Annotated in this window: 26 protein-coding genes and 1 pseudogene; 12 read left to right on the top strand and 15 right to left on the bottom strand. The window is 37.9% G+C overall.

The window, feature by feature from the left end:
* Window positions 1-204: pseudogene (locus PN450_RS17145) on the top strand (hypothetical protein); the annotation flags it as partial.
* Here the strand turns inward: PN450_RS17145 and PN450_RS17150 are convergent.
* From PN450_RS17150 to psbQ, 4 genes are all read right to left on the bottom strand, one after another.
* Complete coding sequence (locus tag PN450_RS17150; RefSeq protein WP_246862941.1) at window positions 157-1,527, bottom strand: addiction module component; 1,371 nt, start codon at window positions 1,525-1,527, stop codon at window positions 157-159. The pseudogene PN450_RS17145 and the gene PN450_RS17150 overlap by 48 nt on opposite strands.
* A gap of 27 nt (window positions 1,528-1,554) precedes the next feature.
* Window positions 1,555-2,163 carry an IS607 family transposase gene (locus PN450_RS17155; protein ID WP_271837028.1) on the bottom strand — a complete coding sequence of 203 codons (609 nt, stop codon included), beginning with the start codon at window positions 2,161-2,163 and terminating at the stop codon, window positions 1,555-1,557.
* A 99-nt stretch (window positions 2,164-2,262) separates the two neighbouring features.
* Window positions 2,263-3,420 carry an NAD(P)/FAD-dependent oxidoreductase gene (locus PN450_RS17160; protein WP_271837029.1) on the bottom strand — a complete coding sequence of 386 codons (1,158 nt, stop codon included), beginning with the start codon at window positions 3,418-3,420 and terminating at the stop codon, window positions 2,263-2,265.
* Between the two features lie 175 nt (window positions 3,421-3,595).
* Window positions 3,596-4,048 (bottom strand): photosystem II protein PsbQ, encoded by a 453-nt coding sequence (gene psbQ, locus PN450_RS17165; RefSeq protein ID WP_015083028.1) that lies wholly within the window; start codon window positions 4,046-4,048, stop codon window positions 3,596-3,598.
* A gap of 138 nt (window positions 4,049-4,186) precedes the next feature.
* On the opposite strand from psbQ, the gene PN450_RS17170 reads away from it, so the two are divergent.
* On the top strand, window positions 4,187-4,615 hold the full coding sequence (locus PN450_RS17170) for a hypothetical protein (RefSeq protein ID WP_148764594.1): 429 nt from the start codon (window positions 4,187-4,189) through the stop codon (window positions 4,613-4,615).
* A 6-nt stretch (window positions 4,616-4,621) separates the two neighbouring features.
* Here the strand turns inward: PN450_RS17170 and PN450_RS17175 are convergent, their stop codons facing one another.
* The 3 genes from PN450_RS17175 to PN450_RS17185 form a co-directional block, all read right to left on the bottom strand.
* A complete protein-coding gene (locus tag PN450_RS17175; protein WP_148764592.1) occupies window positions 4,622-5,737 on the bottom strand; it encodes a helix-turn-helix domain-containing protein in 1,116 nt (371 codons plus the stop codon).
* Complete coding sequence (locus PN450_RS17180; protein ID WP_148764590.1) at window positions 5,727-6,068, bottom strand: type II toxin-antitoxin system RelE/ParE family toxin; 342 nt, start codon at window positions 6,066-6,068, stop codon at window positions 5,727-5,729. Before PN450_RS17180 ends, PN450_RS17175 begins: the two co-directional genes overlap by 11 nt.
* Window positions 6,069-6,214: 146 nt before the next feature.
* A complete protein-coding gene (locus PN450_RS17185; protein ID WP_148764588.1) occupies window positions 6,215-6,628 on the bottom strand; it encodes a thiol-disulfide oxidoreductase DCC family protein in 414 nt (137 codons plus the stop codon).
* Between the two features lie 338 nt (window positions 6,629-6,966).
* Between PN450_RS17185 and PN450_RS17190 the strand changes: the two genes are divergently transcribed.
* The gene (locus PN450_RS17190; RefSeq protein ID WP_148764586.1) at window positions 6,967-7,683 is read left to right on the top strand and encodes a pirin family protein; all 717 of its coding nucleotides are present in this window, start codon (window positions 6,967-6,969) and stop codon (window positions 7,681-7,683) included.
* A gap of 109 nt (window positions 7,684-7,792) precedes the next feature.
* Here the strand turns inward: PN450_RS17190 and ureC are convergent, their stop codons facing one another.
* From ureC to PN450_RS17210, 4 genes are all read right to left on the bottom strand, one after another.
* Entirely contained in the window at window positions 7,793-9,499 is a 1,707-nt protein-coding gene (ureC, locus tag PN450_RS17195; RefSeq protein WP_148764584.1) for an urease subunit alpha, read from the bottom strand.
* Window positions 9,500-9,550: 51 nt separating this feature from the next.
* Window positions 9,551-9,856 (bottom strand): urease subunit beta, encoded by a 306-nt coding sequence (locus PN450_RS17200; protein ID WP_210422221.1) that lies wholly within the window; start codon window positions 9,854-9,856, stop codon window positions 9,551-9,553.
* Window positions 9,857-10,068: 212 nt separating this feature from the next.
* Window positions 10,069-10,371: an urease subunit gamma gene (gene ureA, locus PN450_RS17205; protein WP_015083034.1), complete on the bottom strand. Its 303-nt coding sequence runs from the start codon at window positions 10,369-10,371 to the stop codon at window positions 10,069-10,071.
* A 39-nt stretch (window positions 10,372-10,410) separates the two neighbouring features.
* On the bottom strand, window positions 10,411-11,250 hold the full coding sequence (locus PN450_RS17210; protein WP_148764582.1) for an urease accessory protein UreD: 840 nt from the start codon (window positions 11,248-11,250) through the stop codon (window positions 10,411-10,413).
* Between the two features lie 43 nt (window positions 11,251-11,293).
* Between PN450_RS17210 and PN450_RS17215 the strand changes: the two genes are divergently transcribed.
* Both PN450_RS17215 and PN450_RS17220 read left to right on the top strand, forming a co-directional pair.
* On the top strand, window positions 11,294-12,034 hold the full coding sequence (locus PN450_RS17215) for a sulfite exporter TauE/SafE family protein (protein WP_148764580.1): 741 nt from the start codon (window positions 11,294-11,296) through the stop codon (window positions 12,032-12,034).
* Window positions 12,035-12,204: 170 nt separating this feature from the next.
* Window positions 12,205-12,828, top strand: a complete 624-nt coding sequence (locus tag PN450_RS17220; protein WP_168694954.1) for a Uma2 family endonuclease — start codon at window positions 12,205-12,207, stop codon at window positions 12,826-12,828.
* A 36-nt stretch (window positions 12,829-12,864) separates the two neighbouring features.
* On the opposite strand, the gene PN450_RS17225 is transcribed toward PN450_RS17220, so the two are convergent.
* The gene (locus PN450_RS17225; protein WP_015083038.1) at window positions 12,865-13,542 is read right to left on the bottom strand and encodes a response regulator transcription factor; all 678 of its coding nucleotides are present in this window, start codon (window positions 13,540-13,542) and stop codon (window positions 12,865-12,867) included.
* Between the two features lie 1,054 nt (window positions 13,543-14,596).
* On the opposite strand from PN450_RS17225, the gene groES reads away from it, so the two are divergent.
* The 3 genes from groES to PN450_RS17240 all read left to right on the top strand — a co-directional run bounded on the left by groES (window position 14,597) and on the right by PN450_RS17240 (window position 17,495).
* Window positions 14,597-14,908, top strand: a complete 312-nt coding sequence (gene groES, locus PN450_RS17230; protein ID WP_015083039.1) for a co-chaperone GroES — start codon at window positions 14,597-14,599, stop codon at window positions 14,906-14,908.
* Window positions 14,909-15,015: 107 nt separating this feature from the next.
* A complete protein-coding gene (groL, locus tag PN450_RS17235; RefSeq protein WP_271837030.1) occupies window positions 15,016-16,650 on the top strand; it encodes a chaperonin GroEL in 1,635 nt (544 codons plus the stop codon).
* 167 nt (window positions 16,651-16,817) lie between these two features.
* Entirely contained in the window at window positions 16,818-17,495 is a 678-nt protein-coding gene (locus tag PN450_RS17240) for an NgoBV family restriction endonuclease (RefSeq protein ID WP_148764576.1), read from the top strand.
* Window positions 17,496-17,518: 23 nt separating this feature from the next.
* Here the strand turns inward: PN450_RS17240 and dcm are convergent, their stop codons facing one another.
* The 3 genes from dcm to PN450_RS17255 all read right to left on the bottom strand — a co-directional run bounded on the left by dcm (window position 17,519) and on the right by PN450_RS17255 (window position 20,036).
* On the bottom strand, window positions 17,519-18,838 hold the full coding sequence (gene dcm, locus PN450_RS17245) for a DNA (cytosine-5-)-methyltransferase (protein WP_148764574.1): 1,320 nt from the start codon (window positions 18,836-18,838) through the stop codon (window positions 17,519-17,521).
* Between the two features lie 255 nt (window positions 18,839-19,093).
* A complete protein-coding gene (locus PN450_RS17250; protein WP_246862948.1) occupies window positions 19,094-19,567 on the bottom strand; it encodes a hypothetical protein in 474 nt (157 codons plus the stop codon).
* A gap of 19 nt (window positions 19,568-19,586) precedes the next feature.
* The gene (locus PN450_RS17255) at window positions 19,587-20,036 is read right to left on the bottom strand and encodes a Tse2 family ADP-ribosyltransferase toxin (protein ID WP_271837031.1); all 450 of its coding nucleotides are present in this window, start codon (window positions 20,034-20,036) and stop codon (window positions 19,587-19,589) included.
* Window positions 20,037-20,176: 140 nt separating this feature from the next.
* Between PN450_RS17255 and PN450_RS17260 the strand changes: the two genes are divergently transcribed.
* The 4 genes from PN450_RS17260 to PN450_RS17275 all read left to right on the top strand — a co-directional run bounded on the left by PN450_RS17260 (window position 20,177) and on the right by PN450_RS17275 (window position 23,536).
* Complete coding sequence (locus PN450_RS17260; protein WP_271837032.1) at window positions 20,177-20,566, top strand: type II toxin-antitoxin system RelE/ParE family toxin; 390 nt, start codon at window positions 20,177-20,179, stop codon at window positions 20,564-20,566.
* Window positions 20,553-20,858 carry a hypothetical protein gene (locus PN450_RS17265; protein WP_271837033.1) on the top strand — a complete coding sequence of 102 codons (306 nt, stop codon included), beginning with the start codon at window positions 20,553-20,555 and terminating at the stop codon, window positions 20,856-20,858. The genes PN450_RS17260 and PN450_RS17265 overlap by 14 nt, the downstream gene beginning before the upstream one ends.
* A 484-nt stretch (window positions 20,859-21,342) precedes the next feature.
* Window positions 21,343-22,263, top strand: coding sequence for an SPL family radical SAM protein (locus tag PN450_RS17270; RefSeq protein ID WP_148764566.1), 921 nt, complete (start codon window positions 21,343-21,345; stop codon window positions 22,261-22,263).
* The gene (locus PN450_RS17275; protein WP_271837034.1) at window positions 22,256-23,536 is read left to right on the top strand and encodes a photosystem II assembly protein; all 1,281 of its coding nucleotides are present in this window, start codon (window positions 22,256-22,258) and stop codon (window positions 23,534-23,536) included. Before PN450_RS17270 ends, PN450_RS17275 begins: the two co-directional genes overlap by 8 nt.
* Window positions 23,537-23,554 lie beyond the last annotated feature (18 nt).

Consider the following 23,554-nt stretch of genomic DNA (forward strand, 5'->3'; position numbering starts at 1 on the left):
AGGGAGTCATACCTGAGTCTGGCAGATGGGACTTTCACCCATATCAGACCGAGAGTTCAGCCTTTTTCCATGATTGGATTGGGTTGGTTAGCTTATGTACGGACTGATTACCGTGATTTAGCTAACAACGAATCGCACTCCATGCCCGTTTCCGCTTCAGTTTCCACTATTAGGGAATCGGTGAAACTTCTGAGTTCGTTCTAGCAAGATTACTTTTACATCGGAATGTTTCATATAACGAGTGATTTCAACGTCACTCATTCTTGCTAGAACGTTGTCAGCAGCGTTAGTATCTGAGTGCATCACGACCCCATCATGTCCGGTAAACTTGTCACCATTTCTACTACCCGTTAAGGTACTAAATCTGGAGTCAAGTTGTGACGTATACGCACAATTCACACTAACAACCGTGCAACCTACACGGGTTGAAACTTGTTTGAGGGCATCCGCAACTATCCCCTTGCACCATGAAGAAACATTTCTCTTCATACGCTTTCTCATGGGCTTTTTGCCTGTTATTTGCTCCGTCAAATCTTCAAAAGCTACCTTGATCGCATCTGTCATCAAGTCATGCGTAGCTGTAAAAACGATTGTTTGAATCCTACCTTTAAAGGATCTTTCCCGATTGTCCCACTTGATTTTACCAAGATTATTTCGTTTAATTCTATCAGCCTTGGCACTGTTTCCTTTAGCTGTAGACTTGTTAAAAACTGACCTGATTTTATTACGTTTTACTTGTTTCGCTGTTCTGTAATCGGTTTCTTGAGTTTGGATTTTACCAAAATCATTACCTAAAAATCTAGCACCATCATTAGAAGATGTGGCATAAACTTCGGTGTAACCTCTATCACATCCAATTATTTTACCATCGGTCTTTTTTTCAGCTTTTTGGATATCAGTTGTGTAATGAATTTCCCATCTGCCATTACGCTTAATTAGCCTTATTTGACACTTTATTTCTGTTGGTAAAGTCGTTGGTAGTTTGAGAGTTTTACATGGAGTTACACCTCCAAAACGCAACCACACCACACCTTTATCATCTGTTTTAGTATCATAAGCCTTTACAATAATTTGGTTACAAACTTTCGTGTGTCCTCGATACCAAAACTTTCTAACTAAGGTGCAAAGTTTGGGATGTTCCAACCATTCCCGACTTTCTAAGGTAAGTTGCAAAACTCCTTTTTTAGCCTGGAACGACTGGAACGATTGACCCAAAGATTTCATCACCTTTTCGACACAAGCAGCCTGAACCAAGTGAATATCATCAATTACGTCATAGAGAGTTGCTTCCCATAACTTAGCAGGTAATTTGTATTTGTCTTTTAAGGTGCGTAGCTGTTTGTCAATCTCAAATTTAGAAACGCCCCAAGCCTTTAACGACCCGAACTCATTCCACAAGTCAGAGCGTAGTTTACCTAAACTCAAAGCGATTAAATCAAGTTCGTTAGATTTCCAATTATTTAGTTTTTCAGTCCCTAAAATAGCGATTCTCGTAACGGTTAACTGATTCTTTGCTTTGAGTTTCATGGACTTGGTTTGCTACGTCTTTTACTACTATACACCCATTGACTCGTATTGACTACTATTTATTTCATGAATATTTTGCTCTTCGGCTATCTTTTTCTTGTAAGCCCTAAGGAAGTAAAGCTTGGAAGAAAAGCAGTGCATGATAGCCATAAAATCCTGCATCAACTCTTCGTGCGGTGATAGCTTGGCATTGTTCACCACGACAATTTTGCAGCCGTGAAGATTGCAAAACCACTCAACAAACTCAAAACCAAATCTGCATAACCTATCCTTATGTCCCACGACAATTTCAGAAATTTGATTTTGGGCAACTTGAGTCATTAATTTAAGAAAGTTTTTCCGCTTCCAGTTCATACCACTGGCAACATCCTTGACGACCCGGCATCCTGGGTAAGTTTTACCTAAAAAATCTATTTGTGTGTCAAGGTCTAACAACTGGGTTTTTGTGCTGACACGGGCATAAAGAACCCTCTCTTTATCCATTGAGACTGTTTTGATGAATGCTGACTCTGGATATCTCCGATGTCCCCCAGGGGAACGGATACATTCTATTTTCCCTAAGTCAGCCCATTCTGCCGTTGTCTTAGGGTGATAGCCAAATTGTTTGTAAACTTGTTCTGGGGTTAGGTATTTCATCTTTCGGTTAAATACGATTAACCCCAGTATACTACGTTATTTTGAGATTAGAGAGTTTGGCTTCGCCCCGACCTCTTTAAGAAATCGGGGATCTTATTCTTATTGGGGTACGATCATTTGCCGAATCGCTGTGGCTGTGGCTGGTGCGAGTAAAACACCATTGCGATAGTGTCCCGTAGCCAGGAGAACGTTCGTAAAACCCGGTAACTTATCAATTACTGGCGCTGGTCTGCCTTCGGGACGAGGGCGCAATCCTGACCAAGTGCGGAGAACCTTAGCTGCGGCTAAATCTGGGATAAATGCGATCGCTTGTTGTCTGACAGCATCCAATAATTCTGGACTTGGAGATATTTGATCTTCATCATCAGGAAATTCTACCGTTGCTCCTATCCAATAATCACCATTTCCCATTGGTACAATATGCACATCATTACCAGTAATCACTGGTTGAAAATCAGGATTGCCTAAAGTCCGTCCTAAACTTAAATATAAAGCTTGTCCCAGCACCGGACGGATATTCACCATTTGATCTAATTGTGCAGTTAAGGCCGTTGAACCTAAACCCGCAGACATGATAAACCAATCAGCGGTAACTTCGCCCTCTGTAGTTTCAATAAAATTACATTTATGTGGTTCTCCCAATCCTTTTTTGATGTGTAAAGGAGTTGGGGGTGGTGGAGGTGGGGTTTCTGTTCCCGTCACAGATACACCAAATTTGAATTTTACCCCATTGCGTTGGGCTGCATCTACTAAGGCTAAAGTTAAAGCTGTAGCATTTAGTTGTAAGTCTTGGGGAGAATAGACAGCACCAATAATTTGCGGATCACTAACTTGGGGACAATATTTTTGCAGTTGTTTTTGATCCCAAACTTGCAATTCCCAATCTTGAGATTGACGAATTTCCCGCAGTTGTTCCCATTCTGAAAGCACCTCAACCCCACTTTCTAAGGGGTGTTCTAAATTTTCTGACAACAGCATCACGATTCCTTGACGGTTACAAGGGATTTTTCGCCCTGTAATCCCTTCTAATTCAGGAATCAAAGTTTCATAGCGTTGGATGCTATTTTGTCGCATTCGCCAAGCAATACCCTTGGTTTTACTACTGATTATGCCCATTAAAACACCGAGGGCAGCGCTGGTAGAACCTTGTGCAGGTTGTTTTTGCTCGAAAACGGTGATGTTTAAACCTTTAACTTGGCTGAGTTCATAGGCGATCGCCGCCCCAACCACACCACAGCCGATAATTACTATATTCATGGTTTTTGCTAGGAGTCAGGGGTGAAGAATCAAAAGTCTTCCTTTCCACCCTATCACTCCATCACCCTAGCATTTTGTGATTCAAGACTCGAAATGAAGCAGGGAACAGGGAACAGGGGAGAAATTTCTTTCTTCTTCTTTCTTCCTCCTGACTCCTGACTCGGTGACTCCTCTCTTAGCTACTCTTTTCAGGAACTAGTTCTAAGAATTTGTCAATATCTGCAAAAGCTTCTTTGTATTTACTCGCAGCTAGGCTAGTATTGCTCGCAGTAGCAGCTTGATCAATTCTTACTAAGTCATTCAACAAATCTTTGCTGATTTGTCGAGCTTTGGCTTGGTTTTGTTTGGCTAGATTAGGAATGATATAAGTCATATTTAACCTAGCTTCTGTCATTGGTCCGTGGATAAAATTACCCACTTTCACCCATTCACCCTTAGAAATGAGGTTTTTCAGTTCTGAAGAGCGATCGCGCACCATCTGAATTCCGGGAACATATTCCTGAATTTTGGCAACTTCCGCTGCTGTATAAGATGGTGGTACAGTAGCAACAGTAGGACTACCACAACTAATCAAAAATGTGGCCAATAATCCAAAAATCAGTGAGAAAATAGAACGTTGACGCACCATAGATGAAAATTAATTTTTTATTTGTTTACAGATTAACAGTGTTATTTTAGATCGCTATGTAATGAACCGTTACAATTAACTTAGGTTTTTCTGTCTTGATCTTCCCCACAGACCAAGCGAATAGAGGAGTATTATTGAGTGAACGCAGCCGAACAAGCCACAAACCTAGAATTTGCCAGCAAAATTGCTACAGTAGTCAATTTATTTAAATATGAATTTCCTGATGTCAAATCCGATCTTAAACCCTGGCACAATGACCCAGAAACCAGAGAATTAGTAGATCCAGATTCCATAGACATTGGTTTTCACTTTCCTGGTATCAGCAAATCTTGGCGCTGTCGCAGTATTTTAATTCAAATCCGATTTTATCAAGATCCTATCAATAATCACCGTCGCGCCATTGGTGTCGAAGCTGCTGGATTTGATCACAGTGGGGAAGTTTGGCGACTTTCTACCGTTGAAACTTGGAGTTTTGTTGGTGATTCCACACCCTCGGCTGTTGTTGGGGAAAAGCTTAAACAGGTTTGTCGGCAAATTTTAGAGGTGTTTAATCAACGGAGTCAGTAAAAATAATTAGCTTTTCTGCTCATCTACTACCCATTCCCACCTTTGCTTTAAATCATTACAGTGGCTAGAAGGTAAAACTTGATCATGTTGAAGTCTACCAACAACAATTCCCGGTGCAATACCAATCTCATTAGCAAACTCAATAATATTTGCTTTACTAATTTGTGGGATTGATGTCAGAAATCGTTGCAAATCTCTAGGAGGAATGAGTATATCCGCAGAGAATTTGTTCGCTTCGTTCTCTTTTTCTTGAGCCTCAACAGAGACAACACCTGTTCCCTCAAGAAAGAAATCCCGCTTCCCATGTAGTAAAATGTGACCGGCTTCGTGGAAGAATGTAAACCACAAATGATCATCAGTTTTATACCGCAAACTGAGTTGAATGAGTGCTTTGTCAGCATTCAACCAATGAGTTGCACCACTAGTTCGTGTTTTCGGAAGTTCTGGCACAAAAACCACAGCAACACCAGCTTCTGCACACAACTGTACTACTTTTGGTTGGAAGATTTCTGGTAGTTCCACAGTTAAAGCACGGATTTTTCGCAATGCTTCCCTAAAATTGGTTGCATTGTAGGGAGCGCAAGCAATTTTAGATGCTTCTATTTCTCCACGACGTAACCAAGCAGATATAGCTCCAGCGTCGCTTTGAAATGCTTGAGATTTACGAAACTCTATATGATTATTCAACCATATACCCTCCCATTGTTCAGGGGAGGCGACTGCGAAAAAATTTAGCAGTTCCCGCAGTTGCTCCACTTTATCCTCACAGCGGCGAATCCAGCCAGATTTAATCATGGCTGTCACAGGAATTTCTTTCAGCCAGGGTACTTGTTGTGCTAAACGCTTTTTTTCTTCCTGTTGTGCTAAAAACTCGCGGTAACGTCGTTCGTGATTGTTCCAAAAACTAGCTGGAATATTGAATACTAGTTCTAGCTGTAATGCTGTTTCTGGCGTAATTGCAGCTTTACCCTTAATAATTTCATTAATTGTTTTTTTTGGTCTTCCTGTCCGTTCCGCTAGTTCTGCTTGGGTCATATCCCTATCTTCCAGAACTTCCAAAAGGGTATCCCCCGGAGGAGAAACGTAATCTGGATTGTACCGATTTTGGATCTTACTTTCCATGATAATTCTCCACGCCGATTATTCTCACGGCAGTTACTTGATTCCAGTCGAGACCACCATCTGATTTGGTAGGAATTGATTCATCTGCTGGCTCAAATATAAGCCGATATGGATGATCCAAATCGAGTGCTAATTGACCTGCTCGATCATGAATTAATTCGTGGCAACGTCCGGGGAGATTTCGCATATCTTCAAGCACGTTGGCATAGTAACGCAAATGATCTAGCCGTTTTCTGATACGTTTAGCTCTATCTGCACCATGATTTTTCACTAAAAGCCGTTGGTTATTGCACTCTTCTTCAAACTTGCTACTCTCGAATACAATATCCATTCTATCACGGTTCTATAAATATTGTTAACCTCAAAGGTTAAATATATTTTAGGATCTAAATGCAAAAATGGCAGGAATTACTCAGAAAAGAGGTTTATATTCTTACATAATAGAACTTATATACTAAATCAGGGTCAGGCTCAATATTACTCGTTATCAGTTTTGCAACTACCATCTACACAGTATGGTGATTGATAGGTTTGGGAACGCTTACCAAACAATGTATAACGATTATCCCGAATTTGTTCATAAAACCTATCTCCTGCCCATTTCATCCCCGGTAATGCCCGATACGCATCCACAAATATACTACCCAAAGGTAATAGTCGTCCAATTTCCTCAGCAGCATTACTACCTTGCCAACGTCTTTCTGTAGCATTACCATCAATTAAAATCATCCCCTGTTGACAATCTGTCGAGGTAATCCCCCATTGAGATAATGTCTCCTCATCTTGCATAGAAACGTAGCGAAACAGTTTCCCTTGGTCTAAAGTTTCCAACAACTGCACTAAAGTTACACAAAGATTGCAGTTGCCATCATAGATCACGTAGTAATTCATAAAATTATTAGCTATATAGCGTTATGCACTTGAACGAGAGACATCATAGCACCCTCCTCGCTTGCGGGGGGATTGGGGTTCTTGGATCTTACTTTTTAGTGCGTATTTGTGAATTTATCTGTATCTACTTTACTATATAAACAGTGAAAAAACTAATTCTGCTTTGGCAATTTTCCAGTACAACTAAGTAGGTTGGCGTTGAAAATTGTCGTTATAGCAAGGCAATAGGCAAGAGGCAAGAGGCAAGAGTAAAGAAGTTTTCAGCGATTTTACGTTTCTTTACACAGTTTGGTTTTATTGTGTTCACCTACTTAACTATTAAATAGCAATGTGAAATCATGACTCAAAATACCATTAATTATGTAATTCATGATGGCAATTCCCGTGGACATAATCATATTGATTGGCTGAATAGTTATCATACATTTTCCTTTAGCAGTTTTTATGATTCCAACCGGATGGGATTTCGTTCTTTGCGAGTGATTAATGATGATCGCATTGCTGCTGGTGCAGGATTTCCCACTCATGGACATAAAGACATGGAAATTCTCACCTATGTTTTATCAGGTGCGGTTGAACATAAAGATAGTTTAGGCACAGGTTCGGTAATTCTTCCCGGTGAAGCCCAGGTTATGAGTGCAGGAACTGGAATTATGCACAGTGAATTTAATCCTTCTCAAACTGAAGAATTACACCTACTACAAATCTGGATTTTACCAAATCAGCAAGGACTAAAACCTAGATATGAACAAAAAGCTTTTGCTAGGTCAGAGAAGCAGGGAAAAATGCGTTTGATTGCGGCAGAAGATGGACGAGATGGGGCTGTAACTATTTACCAAGATGTCTCTTTATATGTGGGAATTTTAGCACAAGGTGATGTGGTAAATTATCATGTCCAAAACCATCGTTATGCTTGGTTGCAAATAGCTAAAGGTGAAGTAATTTTCAATAATCACGAATTGAAAGCTGGAGATGGAGTAGAAATTACAGGAGAAGAGAAATTAACAATTAGCAGTAATTCAAATGCAGAAATATTACTGTTTGATTTAGGTTAAGTATTCAGTTATAGCAATCGTTCATATCCAGATCCCCGACTTCTTTTATTTATTGTGTCCACAAATTATAAATTGATGTCAGAAGTCGGGGATCTTATCTTCATCTATTCTAAAAGAGAAAGTATCTTTGTGCCATTGGTAAAACGGTTGCTGGTTCACAAGTTAATAATTCACCATCTGCGCGAACTTCGTAGGTTTCTGGATCTACTTCAATATGAGGTAAAGCATCATTTAATTTCATATCTCGCTTAGTAATTTGACGAGTTCCTGAAACTGCGATCGCTAATTTTCTTAATTCTAATTGTTGAGGAATTTCTCTGGACAAAGCAGCTTGAGACACAAAAGTTAATGATGTTGCATTTCTAGCACCAGCAAAACTGCCAAACATCGGGCGCATATATACAGGTTGGGGTGTGGGAATACTAGCATTAGCATCACCCATCTGTGACCAAGCAATCATGCCACCTTTAATGACAATTTCCGGTTTGACACCAAAAAAAGCAGGTTTCCACAAACACAAATCGGCTAATTTACCCGCTTCTACTGATCCCACATATTCAGAAATACCATGAGTAATTGCCGGATTGATTGTATATTTAGCAACGTAACGTTTAGCTCGTAAATTATCGGCATGACTATCACCAGCAAGGCTTCCCCGTTGCACCTTCATTTTATGTGCTGTCTGCCAAGTTCTAATTATTACTTCACCGACACGCCCCATTGCTTGGGAGTCAGAAGCAATCATACTAAACGCGCCTAAATCGTGCAGAATATCTTCCGCAGCAATAGTTTCTCGACGGATACGGGATTCAGCAAAAGATACATCTTCAGGAATAGCTGCATCTAAATGATGACATACCATCAACATATCCAAATGTTCATCTAGAGTGTTGACGGTGTAAGGACGGGTAGGATTAGTGGAAGATGGTAAAACGTTACTTTGTCCGCAAACTTTAATAATGTCTGGTGCATGACCACCTCCAGCCCCTTCTGTGTGATAAGTGTGAATAGCACGATGTTTAAAAGCGGCAATTGTATCTTCCACAAAGCCGGCTTCGTTTAAAGTATCAGTGTGAATTGCTACTTGCACATCATATTCATCAGCAACGGTCAAACAAGTATCAATTGTGGCTGGATTTGTTCCCCAATCTTCATGGAGTTTTAACCCCATTGCCCCGGCTTCGATTTGTTCTATCAGTCCTTGGGGTTTACTGGTGTTACCTTTGCCCAAAAATCCTAAATTGACAGGGAATGCGTCAGCAGCTTGCAACATTCGGTACATATTCCAGGGACCAGGGGTACAAGTTGTGGCATTTGTTCCCGTAGCTGGGCCTGTCCCACCACCAATCATGGTGGTAATACCGGAAGCAATAGCGACTTCAATTTGTTGGGGACAGATAAAATGGATGTGGGTATCTATTCCCCCCGCAGTGAGAATCATTCCTTCGCCGGCTAAAGCTTCTGTTCCCGGTCCAATAATAATATCTATATTGTCTTGAATATAGGGATTTCCGGCTTTACCAATTTTATAAATTTTGCCGTCTTTAATGCCAATATCTGCTTTGACAATTCCCCACCAATCGAGAATTAAAGCATTAGTAATAACTAAATCTACTGCACCATCATGATTAGAAATTGGGGATTGTCCCATCCCATCTCTAATGACTTTTCCCCCACCAAATTTAACTTCGTCACCGTAGGTTGTAAAGTCTCTTTCTACTTCTATAAATAGTTCGGTGTCGGCTAATCTAATTCTGTCTCCTACTGTTGGTCCGAAGGTATCGGCGTAGGCTTGGCGGTTCATTTTGTAGGGCATATTTTTATCCTTTTTTTATCACGCTTTAGACGCAGAGAGACAGAGAGAATTTTAGAGGTCTCCGTCAATTTTGTTGTTGAAGCCGTAGATTTGGCGTGTACCAACGAGAGGAACTAGAGTAACTTCTTTTTCGTCTCCTGGTTCAAATCTGATGGCTGTGCCGGCGGGAATATCTAATCGCATTCCTCGTGTTTTTTCTCTATGGAAGTTTAACGCGTTATTGACTTCGTAAAAGTGAAAGTGTGATCCTATTTGAATTGGTCTGTCTCCTGTATTTGCGACTATTATTTTAGTAGTTGGACGACCTGCATTTAATTCTATTTCACCATTGGGTGTGATGATTTCGCCTGGTATCATAATTGAGTTTTCCTGATTTAAAGGTTTTCTAAGAATTCCACAAATGGTCTCAAAGCTTGAGGACATTCAACTTTCATGGAAGCCTCTCTAAAATTTCTAGTGGCTGTAATGGGGCTTCAAAATTGCTGAAAGGGCGATAACCTTGAATATTAACTGATGTTAATCTCATATTGTTTTGTCTTCATTTGCACTTTCTCCTATCTTAATCATTTCTAACGAATTGGATTATGTACAGTTACCAACTTTGTACCATCAGGAAAAGTGGCTTCCACTTGAACATCATGAATCATTTCAGGAATCCCTTCCATAACATCATCACGAGTTAATAAAGTTGTCCCATAACTCATTAAATCTGCTACAGTTTGACCATCTCTTGCACCTTCCAAAATCGCCGCAGAAATAAAGGCAACTGCTTCAGGATAATTTAATTTTAACCCTCTATTTTTACGTCTTTCTGCCACTAAAGCAGCGGTGAAAATTAATAATTTATCTTTCTCTTGGGGTGTAAGCTGCATTGTTCCCTCCTCTGCGTTCTCTGCGTCTCTGTGGTTCGTTTAAATTTGCCATACTCTAGGAATACAATTACCACGATTTAGACAAGATACTCGTAACATTTGCCAAATATTTGTAAACCAACTTCTGACTTGGGATGTAGAATTACCACGATATCGGCACAAAAATCCATGTTGTAAGCGAGTTACTCCAGCATCAGAGTTTTGAATAATTAAAGAACGTGCTTGGTTGATGATTTCTGGAGATATGGGGAAACCAACGCCAACAAAACTACCAACAACGGGATTGTCTCTTAAACCATGAGGACTGTGAAACACTTCTTCGCTACCAGGGACGATTTGTCTATCAATCCATAATGGCATACCATTTTGCCAGATTTCTGTGTGCGATCGCATCTCTCCCTCTAAAAACTTTTCTCCCCTAGCACTTCTACCGAATCTCGTAATTTCCCAGCCCAAATAACTCGCACCTACAGCTAATTCTACCCGCACATCTTGGCGATAAATTGCCCCATTAAACAAAATCGTTTCTTGGGGTAAATATTCTAAACAAGCATGAGCATCAATTTGAATATCTACGGTTTGTCTTGCTAATAAGCCATTACTACGATATATTTTACTTGCGGCTGCGGTAGTAATTAAGGCGTTTGTCTGGGGTTGGAGGTGAATTTCTGAAGATAGGCGATCGCCTCCCACAACGCCTCCAGCATTGTGTAAAATCACGCTATGGCAAATTCCCTGTCCTTCTGGGTAAAAGGGGCGTTGTACCTTAAAAGGGGCTTGATGGTGATTGTAAATTAACTGAGTGGAATCTTGGCAACGAGCATAAACTAAGTTAAGTTTGCCATGCCAACCTTTTATTGTGTATGAGTTGTCAATCATTTAGAGAGCAGAGTAACCGGTTTAACATATTATTCAATAATTTATGACAATATTTTGGTTGGCATTAGCTGGGATTGTTGGCTGGTTTATCAGTTTATTAGCGGGTGGTGGGAGTGCATTAATTCTTATGCCCATTGTTGGGATGTTTCTAGGGGCAGTAGCGATCGCTCCCGTAATTACTATTAGTGGGCTATTTGGAAACAGTGAAAGAGTATTTGTATATTGGCAAAAAATTAATTGGGATGTTGTTAAATGGGAGTTACCCGGAGCAATTTTTGGCGGAATTTTGGGAGCTTTTACACTAACAAAACTTAAATTAGATTGGTTAAGTATTTTAGTTGCTATATTTCTGATTTTTTCGGCTGCTAGTTACTTTTTTAAAAATGAAGAAAAATCTTTTTCAGTCAAAGCTTGGTATTTTTTACCAGCAGGTTTTGTTTATGCTTTTTTCTCTGGATTAATAGGGAGTATGGGTCCTGTATTAGCTCCACTTTATATTAACTATGGCTTACAAAAAGAAGAATTACTCGCAACTCAGGCAACAAATCGAGTAATTGTTCATATCGTTAAAATTGTTGTTTATGGTTTTCTTGGTGCTTTCAAATTACCATATATTGGTTATGGAATTGTCCTTGGTTTAGCTGCTATACCTGGCAACTGGTTGGGACATTTGGTTCTCCAAAAAATCAGCGAGAAACAATTCCGGCGACTGGTTATCTCCTTTGTCCTGTTCAGTGGTATCCTGATTTTATGGCAGCAACGAGAATTATTAGTTTTTTGGTAAAATAACTTTTCATTTAATTTTTGCAACTTGATTTGATCATGATGCAATGCTAAAATTAACTCAGGAATTTATCAAAGACTAAATCAGGATTTTCTTAATCTATTACAAATGGCTAGTTTAGTATAAATAGCAAGTGTTAAGCCTACATCTTAATTTTTGAGGTTTTAAATATGGTTGCTTCTCCCCAAATCTACATCACTCCCGAAGAATATCTAGAATTAGAAGAAAATAGCCCCATTAAGTATGAATACATTGATGGATATATCTACGCAATGGCTGGCGCATTAGAAGCTCATGTTACTATAGCTCTTAATTTGGCAACACTACTGCGTAATTATATGCGTGGTTCTGGTTGTCGAGTATATATTTCTGATATGAAAGCCAGAATTGAGTCTTTAAATAGATTTTTTTATCCTGATATTATGGTAACTTGCGACAAGCGTGATCAAGACACACTAGGATATAAAAGATTTCCCTGTTTAATAATCGAAGTTTTATCTGATTCTACAGAAGGATTTGATCGAGGTGACAAATTTGCTGATTATCAAACTATAGAAACTTTACAAGAATATATTTTAATTAATCCGAAAAAACCGAGAGTTGAATGTTTCCGCCGTAATGAAGATGGACTTTGGGTATTACAGTCTTATGCAGGAGAGGAAACTTCATTTCAATTACAAAGCATTAACTTTGCAGGAACAATGACGCAACTTTATGAAGATGTAGATTTTCCGTCTCCAGCGGAATTTTCCCAAATCCAAAATCAAAAATTTTGGACTTTAGACCTTAGATAAATCATCCAAAATCCAAAATCCAAAATCTAAAATTGTTTAAGCCATTTGATTTTCAATCGCCCACCGTGCTAATTCAGTCCGGTTGTGGAGATTGGTTTTGCCCAACATATTGGACACATGGCTTTCAACAGTCCGCTGGCTGACATTTAATTCTTCAGCGATTTCGCGGTTTGCTAAACCCCTAGCGACAAACTGGACTACTTTCAGTTCAGTGGGGGTTAACTGGACATCGAAAGGAACTTGGATACGAGAACTGCTGTCCCCACCCTTGGTTTGATGTTCTTTCCAACGCACAGTTTGCTTGAGTGAGGATTCTACTTGTGCTACGAGTTCTTCAGGTTCAAAGGGCTTGATCATATATACGTCAGCACCTTTATTTAACCCCTTAACTCGGTCTGCACTTTGACCTTTAGCTGAGAGGAAAAGAACGGGAATCCAACTAGTTCGTTCAGTCTTGCGGACTTCTTCGACAAAAGTGTATCCGTCCATTTCCGGCATAATCACATCACAGATGATCATATCTGGAACTTCGGTTTCTAGAAGATCCAGGGCTTCTCTGCCATTGGCGGACGTGATGACTTCGTAGCCCCGGAACTCTAAGTAATCCTTCACCAGCAAGATGAGGTTAGGGTCATCATCAATGAATAGAAGTCTTTTGTGGTCTTTCATGCTGGGTTCTTTCATAACAGTGGCACTTCTCGCGCTTCGATCCATTAAGGTATTGATATAGTTATCCCGTATGGTGGATGACTTAGGATGTTGTCTTTTTTCCCACTTAACTTACTTTAACTCCCCTAAGTCTTAAAAGTGTTAGTTACTTTCAACAGACTTGCAGGTGAATGGAAAAAGTCTAGTAAGGATACGTATAGCAGTAGTCTTTATAATGCGCTATTATAGATCCATTTGAAAGTTGCAGGCTGAAAACCCTGATTAAATTATCGTCCTTGTGAATCACAAGTCGGTATTTTTCAAGATGACCTTAGTTCAAAACTCACCTGCGCTTTCATTGGCATACTGCTGCTCTACTTATCCTTAGGATGTGAAGCCTCTATCAGAGGTTCAAAATCAGCCGGGAAGTTTTTTTTGGCAAAGCATGGGTTAAAAATACAGATTTTTTCACCATCCTCATGGCCAATTTACTGGTCTTGGATGACCTGCTCTCATGACTTCTGGATTTAATTGGCGATACCAGACCCCATCTAGGTAAACTACCATTATCGTTCTAGAACAACAAACACGCAAGTTTTTGGCTTGGGCTGTGAAGATGCCTATGGAATAACTGTGTGCTAACTGATGGGTTGATCGCTCCCCCAGTCCTTGTTAACAGCATTACCAAGTTCTAGACTAGCTGATTTGTAACAGAATTGAGCATTTATCTGTTTTTTTGACTGGGTAATTAGTAATGGGGGAAGAGCTAAATACTCCCTGTCACCAGTCCCCAATCCCCAGTCCCCAGTTCCCAGTTCCCTAGTAGTTGTAGGGATGAGATGCCTGTTCGTGGATCACGGTGCTGTTACTCATTGAGTAGATCCCTGATTACAGTTCTATAACAATTTCCCAAGTTTGCAAATAAAGTTGTCCATATCAAAATATTCATTACCTACGCAACAAACCCTGACAACTAAAATAATTGGATATTTGCACTTAAGTATTGCCACCCTAGCCCTAGTTCGGAAACCCGTACACAAGTCATGATTGCTATTATGTCCTATATAAAGCTAGATTAGCACTCATGAGTCGAGAGTGCTAATTTAGCAAAAAATTTTGTATGGCAGCCGTATCTTTAAGCGTTTCCACCGTTAAGCCCCTGGGCGATCGCGTTTTTATCAAAGTAAGCGCCCCCCAAGAAAAAACCGCAGGCGGTTTGTTTTTGCCCGATAATGCTCAGGAAAAACCCCAAGTTGGCGAAATCGCCGCTGTTGGACCTGGCAAGCGCAATGACGACGGGACTCGTCAAACAATGGACATTAATGTTGGCGATAAAGTGTTGTACTCCAAGTACGCTGGCACTGATATCAAGCTGGCGACAGAAGAATATGTATTGCTTTCTGAAAAAGACATTTTAGCAATCGTCAGCTAATTGGGCATGGGTGATGGGTAAGAATTTTTCCGAATTACCTGTTCACCACTCACCAATTTCTTTGAAAATCAGAAAAATTTAATTTACTACCGGGATTTAGACTTATTATGGCAAAGCGCATTATTTACAACGAAAACGCCCGTCGCGCTCTAGAGCGTGGTATTGATATTCTCGCTGAAGCTGTAGCTGTTACCCTTGGACCTAAAGGTCGTAACGTAGTTTTAGAAAAGAAATTTGGCGCACCACAAATCGTTAATGATGGTGTCACCATCGCTAAAGAAATTGAATTAGAAGACCACATCGAAAATACTGGTGTAGCTCTAATTCGTCAAGCTGCTTCCAAAACCAATGACGCTGCTGGTGATGGTACAACCACAGCTACCGTTTTGGCTCACGCCATTGTTAAAGAAGGCTTGCGGAACGTTGCTGCTGGTGCTAATGCGATTTTATTGAAGCGCGGTATTGACAAAGCATCTGCCTTTTTAGTCGAAAAAATTGCTGAACACGCTCGCCCTGTAGAAGATTCTAAAGCGATCGCTCAAGTTGCGGCAATTTCTGCTGGTAACGACGAAGAAGTCGGGGCTATGATTGCTCAAGCTATGGACAAGGTGGGCAAAGAAGGCGTAATTTCCCTAGAAGAAGGGAAGTCTATGACCACCGAATTGGAAATCACCGAAGGGATGCGCTTTGATAAGGGTTATATTTCCCCTTACTTCGCTACCGATGCAGAACGGATGGAAACCGTTTTTGATGAGCCTTATATCTTGTTGACTGACAAGAAGATTGCTTTGGTACAAGATTTAGTTCCTGTCCTCGAACAAGTAGCTCGTTCCGGTCGTCCTTTGGTAATTATTGCTGAAGACATCGAAAAAGAAGCTTTGGCAACTTTGGTAGTTAACCGTTTACGCGGTGTCCTCAACGTGGCTGCTGTAAAAGCTCCTGGTTTTGGCGATCGCCGTAAGGCTATGCTAGAAGATATCGCAGTTCTCACCGGTGGTCAACTCGTAACCGAAGACGCTGGTTTGAAACTAGATACCACCAAGTTAGAAAGCTTAGGTAAAGCCCGTCGCATCACCATCACCAAAGACAGCACCACAATTGTGGCTGAAGGTAATGAAGTTGGTGTGAAGGCTCGTGTTGAGCAAATCCGTCGTCAGATGGAAGAAACCGAATCTTCCTACGACAAAGAAAAACTCCAAGAGCGTTTGGCTAAATTGTCCGGTGGTGTAGCTGTTGTTAAAGTTGGTGCAGCTACCGAGACCGAAATGAAAGACAAGAAACTCCGCTTGGAAGATGCTATCAACGCTACCAAGGCTGCTGTAGAAGAAGGTATTGTTCCCGGTGGTGGTACAACCTTGGCTCACCTCGCTCCTGTATTGGAAGCTTGGGCGCACAGCAACCTCAAAGATGAAGAGTTGACTGGTGCTTTAATCGTTGTTCGGGCTTTACCTGCTCCTCTGAAGAGAATTGCCGAAAACGCTGGTCAAAACGGCGCAGTTATTGCTGAAAGAGTGAAAGAGAAGGATTTCAACATTGGCTTCAATGCTTCTACCAACGAATTCGTTGATATGTTGGCAGCTGGTATTGTTGACCCTGCTAAGGTAACTCGTTCTGCTCTGCAAAACGCTGCTTCTATCGCTGGGATGGTGTTGACAACAGAATGTATCATTGTTGACAAGCCTGAAGCGAAAGACGGCGCTCCTGCTGCTGGTGGTGGTATGGGTGGAGATTACGACTACTAAAATCTTTTCGTAGTTTTCCTAGTTTGAATAATGGCCGCTTCCGTAAGGGGGCGGCTGTTTTTTTTCTAGTGCTAAATTTTATTTTTAGTATAAAGACAATCTTAAGAAAATAAGTTAATTATTATACCGATGATATATTGAAGTTTCATTATTAATTAATATCCTGTATGTCTTATCATCCTATTGCTAATCAAATTTATAATTTATTAATTCAAGATATTGCTAATCAAGAAGGAGAAATTACTTTTAACTTTCTTAATATCTCTGTTAAGATTAATGAAAAAAGTGCGATTGGTGATTTATTTCAAGAATGGTTAACTGAATGGATGAGACTAAAAGGAGTTGAGTTTAGAACCAAAACAAATACACAAGAGTTTCCTGACTTTTTACTAGATATTTCAGATACTACAGGGTTATTAGAAATCAAAACATTTAATTATGATGATAATGCTTCATTTGATGTAGCTAATTTCAAAGCTTATTGTCGATCTTTAAAGACAGAAGCACATCGGTTAGATGCTGATTATTTAATTTTTGCTTATGAATTAAAAGATTATAAATTCAAAGTTAGAAAAATTTGGTTGAAAAAGATATGGGAAATTACGGGAGGATCAGCGAATTACTCAGTTAAATGCAATGTAAAACAACATGAAATTGACGCTATTAGACCTGTTGTATGGTATTCCAAAAGTCAGAAAGCTCGAAAACCATTTAAATCCAGGTTTGATTTTGTTGAAGGTTTATATGATACTTTGATGAAATATCCTGGAACACAGAATCAAAGTTATGATTGGCTAGCAACAGTCAAAAATAACTATTTTTATCATATAGGAGAAGAATTATAAGTTTTGCAAAAGGGTGATTAGTTTTATCTACTTAAAACGTAGACTTGATTAGGAACTGATAGCATTTTTTGAATAACTATTCTTTCCGAAATTTCTCTTACCACAGTAACTACTACAGTATTTCCCAATAAATCAAATGCTTTATTGATAGGTAAATTAATGTGATAATCTTCAGGAAAGCCAAATAATCTTAATCCCTCTCTAATTGTTAAACATCTTAACCCTTTACCATCAACTACTGCTAATCTTTGCATATCAGTAGCTACTAAAGTTGGTGAAATATCATGAGGATCAAGTATTTTATTAATTGGAAAACTGAGTTTACCAACTACAATATTATAGCCTTTTGGTAAATCAAGTCTATATTCTCTTTTCTTTACTGTTTTACCATCTTTATTTACTACTTCTTGAATATCTTTAGGATGTTCATATTTTAAATAACCTTTATTGGCTAAATCATCTAATATTTGTTTTAAATTTTTATGTTGATAAAAAGTCTCAATTTCATCTAAACTTAACGGTATTCCATCCATCCACTGAATACCCTTTTTAGCAGACCAATTTTTTCTTCTTCTTTGTTTTAGTAATAAATTTAGTAATTCTCTTTGTTCTGTACTAACATTTCCTTTTAATTCTAAATCCCAACTGTGAATATTATCTTCTCCTCCTCTTTTATCTCTAATAGATTTACCATAAAGTTCATCAAGAGAATATTGTGCTAATAATTTCTTAACAAAATTTGTTTGTAAAGTCGGACAACCTGCTTCTAAAATATTTAATAATACAGATTTATTATTTCTAGGAAAATTTAAAGAAATAGAGTTTGTCTTAGTTCCAGTAATATAAACTCTTTTTCTATCTTGAGGAACACCAAAATCTCTAGCATTCAAAACATCACATTTAACTTGATAACCTAATTGTTCTAATTTATTTATAATAGTTGTTAATGTTCTACCGTCATCATGTTGAACTAAACCTTCAACATTTTCTAATAAAAATCCAAAAGGTGATTTATCTTTTAAAATACGTTCAATTTCAAAAAATAAAGTTCCTCTAGTATCTAAAAATCCTTGTCTTGTTCCTGCACTACTAAAAGGTTGACAGGGAAACCCAGCTAATAAAACATCAAAATCAGGTATTTGTTGACTTGATATTTCCGTGATATCACCCCAGATTTTATCTTCATTAAAATTTTGTTGATAAACTTTAATTGCTGTAGATTTAATTTCGGAAGTTAAAACACATTCGCTGTGAATTCCTAAAGATTTACAGGCTTTTTCTAAGCCTAATCTCATTCCCCCAATCCCTGCAAATAAATCAATAAATTTAATAGTGGTAGACATTTTTAGCTATTAATATCAACAAACAATTTATATATTAACATAGTATGTATGTTTTTAGTCACGATAATTATTTTTTATAAACGGTACTGTAACTGCTGAAAGAGTGAAAGAAAAAGATTTCAATGTTCCGCAAGGATGTGGCTTTTTTTGCACGCAGAGGCACACAAGAGAATATTGAGTTTCAATTCAACTTACAGCTAAAAGTTTATCAAGCTTATTTTTTAATTCTGGAGATACCATTAATGGATTATAAATTTAACCCTTGTAGGGTTGCCAAACATAACCAGAATTAAAAAACGGTTGGAAACCTGGTAATGTTTCTACTTCTTCTGCAAGTGCTGTAGATAAAACTAATCCTGGAATAGATAAATTAGGTAAATCTTCTATTAGTTCACTATAGGTTCTAAATTCATCAACTTCTAAACCAACTAAAGCATAACGAAACGAAGGAGCAAATTCTAGAGTTGAATAGAGTTTGAGACCTAAATCCGTCATTAAATAAGCACTTTCAGGATTGTCTATTCCTAGTTCACTAAGATTATTTGGGCAAACCCGACACCACCAGTTTTTTTCTATATCCTGAAAAGTATCTGTACGAATTTGGAATTGGCTACCATTTGAAAGTATCCATAGGTTTCCCATTATTATTTGGTCAAAATGTTGAGCAAATTCCTTAGCACTGCTTTCATCAGAGCCACACTCTGCTGATAAACTAAATATCCACGCCATACCTGCCTCCTATTTAGTTCTAATCAATTCTTTCCCAATCATCTTGGGTGTTTGCCAAGGCTAATTCGTACCTTTCTAGTGACATTGTAACTCTTGGCGAAATGCTAACGTGGGTTGGGCTATCCTGAACAGCTTGTAAATCTCCAGTGATGTTACTATCATCAATTTGCCATAGGGGATCTTTTCCATATCCACCAAATTTAGTAGGTTTGCGAGGTGCTGGTAAAGCTTCAATGGAGAGGGAAACGGACATTCCCCCTGTATTTCTAATAGCAACATCAACAAGCTCACCTTGAAACTCACGCTCTGACTCTGGTAATAAATAGCCTTGCTCATCTAGACTATTTACGGGCATTTGCTTGATATTTATATCAATATCACCCAGTCTAACTCCTAATAGTCTGGCACTTCGACCGATTTTGGGCTTGCCATTTTCGTCTACCATGCCGCGATAGTAGAGTTTTACCATTAACTAAGATTACTATATTCGGACAGAATGAATATTATCATGTCATTTCAGTGATTTTTCACTCTCTTAGCTATCCGATAACTATTTTTTGTTGATTCCTACTTTTTCAGAGAAATTGTAGCTGCTATAATGGGACTTATATGACCAAAGAATATTTAATTTATGTTGGTTCAGTGTTTCAGTTGGAGTGGTATTTTAATGAAAATGGTCAAAGCAAGGCTCAAGAGTATTTTAATAGACTAGATGAAAAACAACAATTAAGATTTTTATTTTTAGTCAAACGAATTGGTGATTTTGGTCAAATAAGTAATAAAGAGCAATTTCGTAATGAAGGAGATAAAATCTACGCTTTTAAACCACAGCCAGATCGATTTTTATGCTTCTTCTTTACTGGTCAAAAAATTATTGTTACCAATGCTTTTGAGAAAAAACAACAAAAATTACCAAAAAACCAGAAAGAAAAAGCTATCAACTATATGAATGATTATATTAAACGTAACCAAGAAGGAGGATATTATGAAGAAAATTGAACAACTATCAACTCTTGATAGAATGATGCAAAACCCCGATTTTAAAGCTAAATTTACATCAGGATATCAGGAGTTTTTGCTATCTGAGTTATTAATCTCTATTATGGAGAATGATCATATATCCATTGCTCAATTAGCCGAAGAAGTTAATATTCCTCCTGCTGTTATTCAAGATATTTGTTCTGGTCAGCAAAAAGATATGAACATTAGTAATTTTTTACAGATAGTTCAATCTTGTGGTTATCGTCTTATTCTTGAAAAAGGTGAGGAGCGTATTTCTTTAGTTGCGTAAATTTTAAGCTCACTATCTTAGAGGTTGTTTGAAAAGTATTAGATGAAACCAACAATCTCCAAGAACCTAACCCCCCAGCCCCCCTTCCCTGATAGGGAAGGGGGGTTTTAAAGCCTCTCTCCTTGCAGGGAAGAGGTTTGGAGAGGGGTAAATTTATACATTGAAAACTTTTAAAACATCCTCTTAGTTGGGTAAAACGGAATTAAGGTCATAATTTGCTATTTTACCCAAAATATAATACATTGTAAGGAGGTTTAACTATGACTCAAATTATTAATCATCAATCTAATTATCAAAAATTAACCGAAATTGTCAAAACTTTAATTGACAATAATCCTCTTTATCAAGAAAACTTAGATAAAGAGAAAATGCTGTAAGTAATTAATCGGACTTTTGATCCTGTTGCTGTCCCTGATGTTAATAGTATCTCTCAGGGTGAATTAACAAAACGGATTAAAAGTATTTTATCTTTACATATTAAAATATGGCGAAACCAAGGTATGAAGGTTATAGCGACGAAACTCCTACAAAATGCGTACGCGAAAAATTTGGAGATACTACAGTTTACGCCCAAAATGCTAAATCACTGCTAACAAAAGCCACTGGGTTTATTGCTGCTTATGACTTTACCCTCAATCCTTATCGGGGTTGTCAATATGGCTGTAGTTATTGTTATGCTGCTGCATTTAGTCCTAATCCTCAAATGCGTCAAGACTGGGGTAAATGGGTAATTTATAAAGAAAATGCGGCGGTTGTTTTAGCAAAAGAATTAGAAACTTGGTATCGGAAAAATCCCAATCAACCTCCCAGAATTTACATGAGTAGTGTAACAGATCCTTATCAACCTTTGGAGTCTAAACATCAATTAACTCGCAGTTTATTAGAAGTAATGCTTGATTATCGGCCAAATTTAGTAATTCAAACTCGCAGTCCCATTATTACTAGAGATATTGATTATTTACAAAGGTTTCAAAGACTGCGAATTAATATGAGCATTCCCACAGGTAGCGAAGCCGTGAGAAGAGATTTTGAACCCCGTTCTCCTAGTGTTAAAGCCAGATTAAATGCTATTAAAAAAATCAGACAAAGTATTGATGGTTTTAAAGGTTTTATTCCTAAAATTTCTATTACAATTACACCTCTTTTACCAACGTTAGTAATAGATGAAGATGCCTTTATTCAGAAATTAGCTATTGCAGATAGAGTAGTAATTCAAGATTTTCATCCTAATAATAATCGTTCTCTTGTCGCAGGAACTCGTCAAGAAGCTGAAGAAATTAAACAAAAATATGCTTGGTGGTATAATTCTGATAGATTTAGTTATCAGAGATTTAAAGAAAAGTTAGTTTCTCAGCTTCCAGGTGTAGAAATAAAAGAAGGAAAAGACGGGTTTGGTTATGAGTAATTTTATTATTAATTGGTGGAGAAGTCAGCAATTTAAATCAGCATTACAGCGTGGTGATACACGAAGTGCTGTAAAAATTTTGCAAGAGATTCAAAAATCGGGAGCAAGTTTTTCATGGTTAGAGAAACTATTTAGGGATAAACTGCAACTTGAACGGAATTCCCAGGAACATAAACGCGAAACCGCAAATTTAAGAAAACAAATAACAGCAGTAAAAGAATCAAAATCTCATCTGTTATTAAAGTCAGATGCAGAATTTATTAAGTATATATATCAAGCTTTTAAATTAGTGGAGCATGATGAATATAAACTACAAATTACAGGAATTGATGAGCGTATATTTGATGATTTTGAAGTTAAACTAGTGGAATATATTAAAGAGGAATTTAGTAAAATTCCTGAACAAAAATTAGTAATTCAATTAGAAGATGCTCTTGATGATATTAATACCTTAAAAATGGGAAAAGATCCAGACTACCGTTTTAGTCTGACCCCCCATGTCTATTTTATGAAATATTTTTCAGAAAATGTCTATTGTCTCTATTTAGCATGGTTTTTAATTTACCAAGATGGGTTGCTACCAACTAAATTGAACATTCTTGATATTGCTGCTGGACCGGGAACAACAGCTTATGGTTTGGCTTTATTTCTCCAAAGTTGTAGCAGCTTTTTTGATATTCCTCAAATGCACTTATCTTACTATTCTTTAGAAAAACAAGACGCTTTCCAGTATCGAGGACTTCAATTTTGGCGTAAATATATTGAATCGCGGATTACTTCCATAAATACTTATTTTCGCTTTGTGACTAACGACATATTTACCTGGGATGAAAAATCTAATAATATCCCAAAAAACTTTTTTGATTTTATAGTTATTTCCCATTGTTTTTTTAACGATACAGTTAAACATCAGGAAGCGACTAATATATATAAACAAATATTTGCTGAAAGTTTAAATCATCAAGGATATGTATTACTAATTGTGCAAGATAAAAAGTTATTTAAATTTTATAATACTCAGAAAGTAGAAGATAAAGAACAAGAAGAAAATCTAGTATGTAAATTTGTAGCAGAATTTGGATTAGAATTAGTTTGGTATAGATATCTAACCTCAACTGGTTTAAGAACAGCTTATTCTAGTGGCTTTGCAAAATTTGCTAGAGAAAATTTACCTCAACAAGTTTATATGAGTTCTATGATCAAAAAGTATTTTTATCAAAATCACGAATCACACTACACATTAGATGATTATGTAATATTAGCTAAAAAATAGAGGATTTAATGTTAAATA

Source organism: Dolichospermum lemmermannii CS-548, assembly GCF_028330815.1.
GTDB classification, from domain to species: domain Bacteria; phylum Cyanobacteriota; class Cyanobacteriia; order Cyanobacteriales; family Nostocaceae; genus Dolichospermum; species Dolichospermum lemmermannii.

What these genes read in the sequence shown, in the direction of transcription:
- PN450_RS17150 (WP_246862941.1), bottom strand. Translation starts at nt 1,527, where the DNA reads ATGAAACTCAAAGCAAAGAATCAGTTAACCGTTACGAGAATCGCTATT.
- PN450_RS17155 (WP_271837028.1), bottom strand. Translation starts at nt 2,163, where the DNA reads ATGAAATACCTAACCCCAGAACAAGTTTACAAACAATTTGGCTATCAC.
- PN450_RS17160 (WP_271837029.1), bottom strand. Translation starts at nt 3,420, where the DNA reads ATGAATATAGTAATTATCGGCTGTGGTGTGGTTGGGGCGGCGATCGCC.
- psbQ (WP_015083028.1), bottom strand. Translation starts at nt 4,048, where the DNA reads ATGGTGCGTCAACGTTCTATTTTCTCACTGATTTTTGGATTATTGGCC.
- PN450_RS17175 (WP_148764592.1), bottom strand. Translation starts at nt 5,737, where the DNA reads ATGGAAAGTAAGATCCAAAATCGGTACAATCCAGATTACGTTTCTCCT.
- PN450_RS17180 (WP_148764590.1), bottom strand. Translation starts at nt 6,068, where the DNA reads ATGGATATTGTATTCGAGAGTAGCAAGTTTGAAGAAGAGTGCAATAAC.
- PN450_RS17185 (WP_148764588.1), bottom strand. Translation starts at nt 6,628, where the DNA reads ATGAATTACTACGTGATCTATGATGGCAACTGCAATCTTTGTGTAACT.
- PN450_RS17190 (WP_148764586.1), top strand. Translation starts at nt 6,967, where the DNA reads ATGACTCAAAATACCATTAATTATGTAATTCATGATGGCAATTCCCGT.
- ureC (WP_148764584.1), bottom strand. Translation starts at nt 9,499, where the DNA reads ATGCCCTACAAAATGAACCGCCAAGCCTACGCCGATACCTTCGGACCA.
- PN450_RS17200 (WP_210422221.1), bottom strand. Translation starts at nt 9,856, where the DNA reads ATGATACCAGGCGAAATCATCACACCCAATGGTGAAATAGAATTAAAT.
- ureA (WP_015083034.1), bottom strand. Translation starts at nt 10,371, where the DNA reads ATGCAGCTTACACCCCAAGAGAAAGATAAATTATTAATTTTCACCGCT.
- PN450_RS17210 (WP_148764582.1), bottom strand. Translation starts at nt 11,250, where the DNA reads ATGATTGACAACTCATACACAATAAAAGGTTGGCATGGCAAACTTAAC.
- PN450_RS17215 (WP_148764580.1), top strand. Translation starts at nt 11,294, where the DNA reads ATGACAATATTTTGGTTGGCATTAGCTGGGATTGTTGGCTGGTTTATC.
- PN450_RS17220 (WP_168694954.1), top strand. Translation starts at nt 12,205, where the DNA reads ATGGTTGCTTCTCCCCAAATCTACATCACTCCCGAAGAATATCTAGAA.
- PN450_RS17225 (WP_015083038.1), bottom strand. Translation starts at nt 13,542, where the DNA reads ATGGATCGAAGCGCGAGAAGTGCCACTGTTATGAAAGAACCCAGCATG.
- groES (WP_015083039.1), top strand. Translation starts at nt 14,597, where the DNA reads ATGGCAGCCGTATCTTTAAGCGTTTCCACCGTTAAGCCCCTGGGCGAT.
- groL (WP_271837030.1), top strand. Translation starts at nt 15,016, where the DNA reads ATGGCAAAGCGCATTATTTACAACGAAAACGCCCGTCGCGCTCTAGAG.
- PN450_RS17240 (WP_148764576.1), top strand. Translation starts at nt 16,818, where the DNA reads ATGTCTTATCATCCTATTGCTAATCAAATTTATAATTTATTAATTCAA.
- dcm (WP_148764574.1), bottom strand. Translation starts at nt 18,838, where the DNA reads ATGTCTACCACTATTAAATTTATTGATTTATTTGCAGGGATTGGGGGA.
- PN450_RS17250 (WP_246862948.1), bottom strand. Translation starts at nt 19,567, where the DNA reads ATGGCGTGGATATTTAGTTTATCAGCAGAGTGTGGCTCTGATGAAAGC.
- PN450_RS17255 (WP_271837031.1), bottom strand. Translation starts at nt 20,036, where the DNA reads ATGGTAAAACTCTACTATCGCGGCATGGTAGACGAAAATGGCAAGCCC.
- PN450_RS17260 (WP_271837032.1), top strand. Translation starts at nt 20,177, where the DNA reads ATGACCAAAGAATATTTAATTTATGTTGGTTCAGTGTTTCAGTTGGAG.
- PN450_RS17265 (WP_271837033.1), top strand. Translation starts at nt 20,553, where the DNA reads ATGAAGAAAATTGAACAACTATCAACTCTTGATAGAATGATGCAAAAC.
- PN450_RS17270 (WP_148764566.1), top strand. Translation starts at nt 21,343, where the DNA reads ATGGCGAAACCAAGGTATGAAGGTTATAGCGACGAAACTCCTACAAAA.
- PN450_RS17275 (WP_271837034.1), top strand. Translation starts at nt 22,256, where the DNA reads ATGAGTAATTTTATTATTAATTGGTGGAGAAGTCAGCAATTTAAATCA.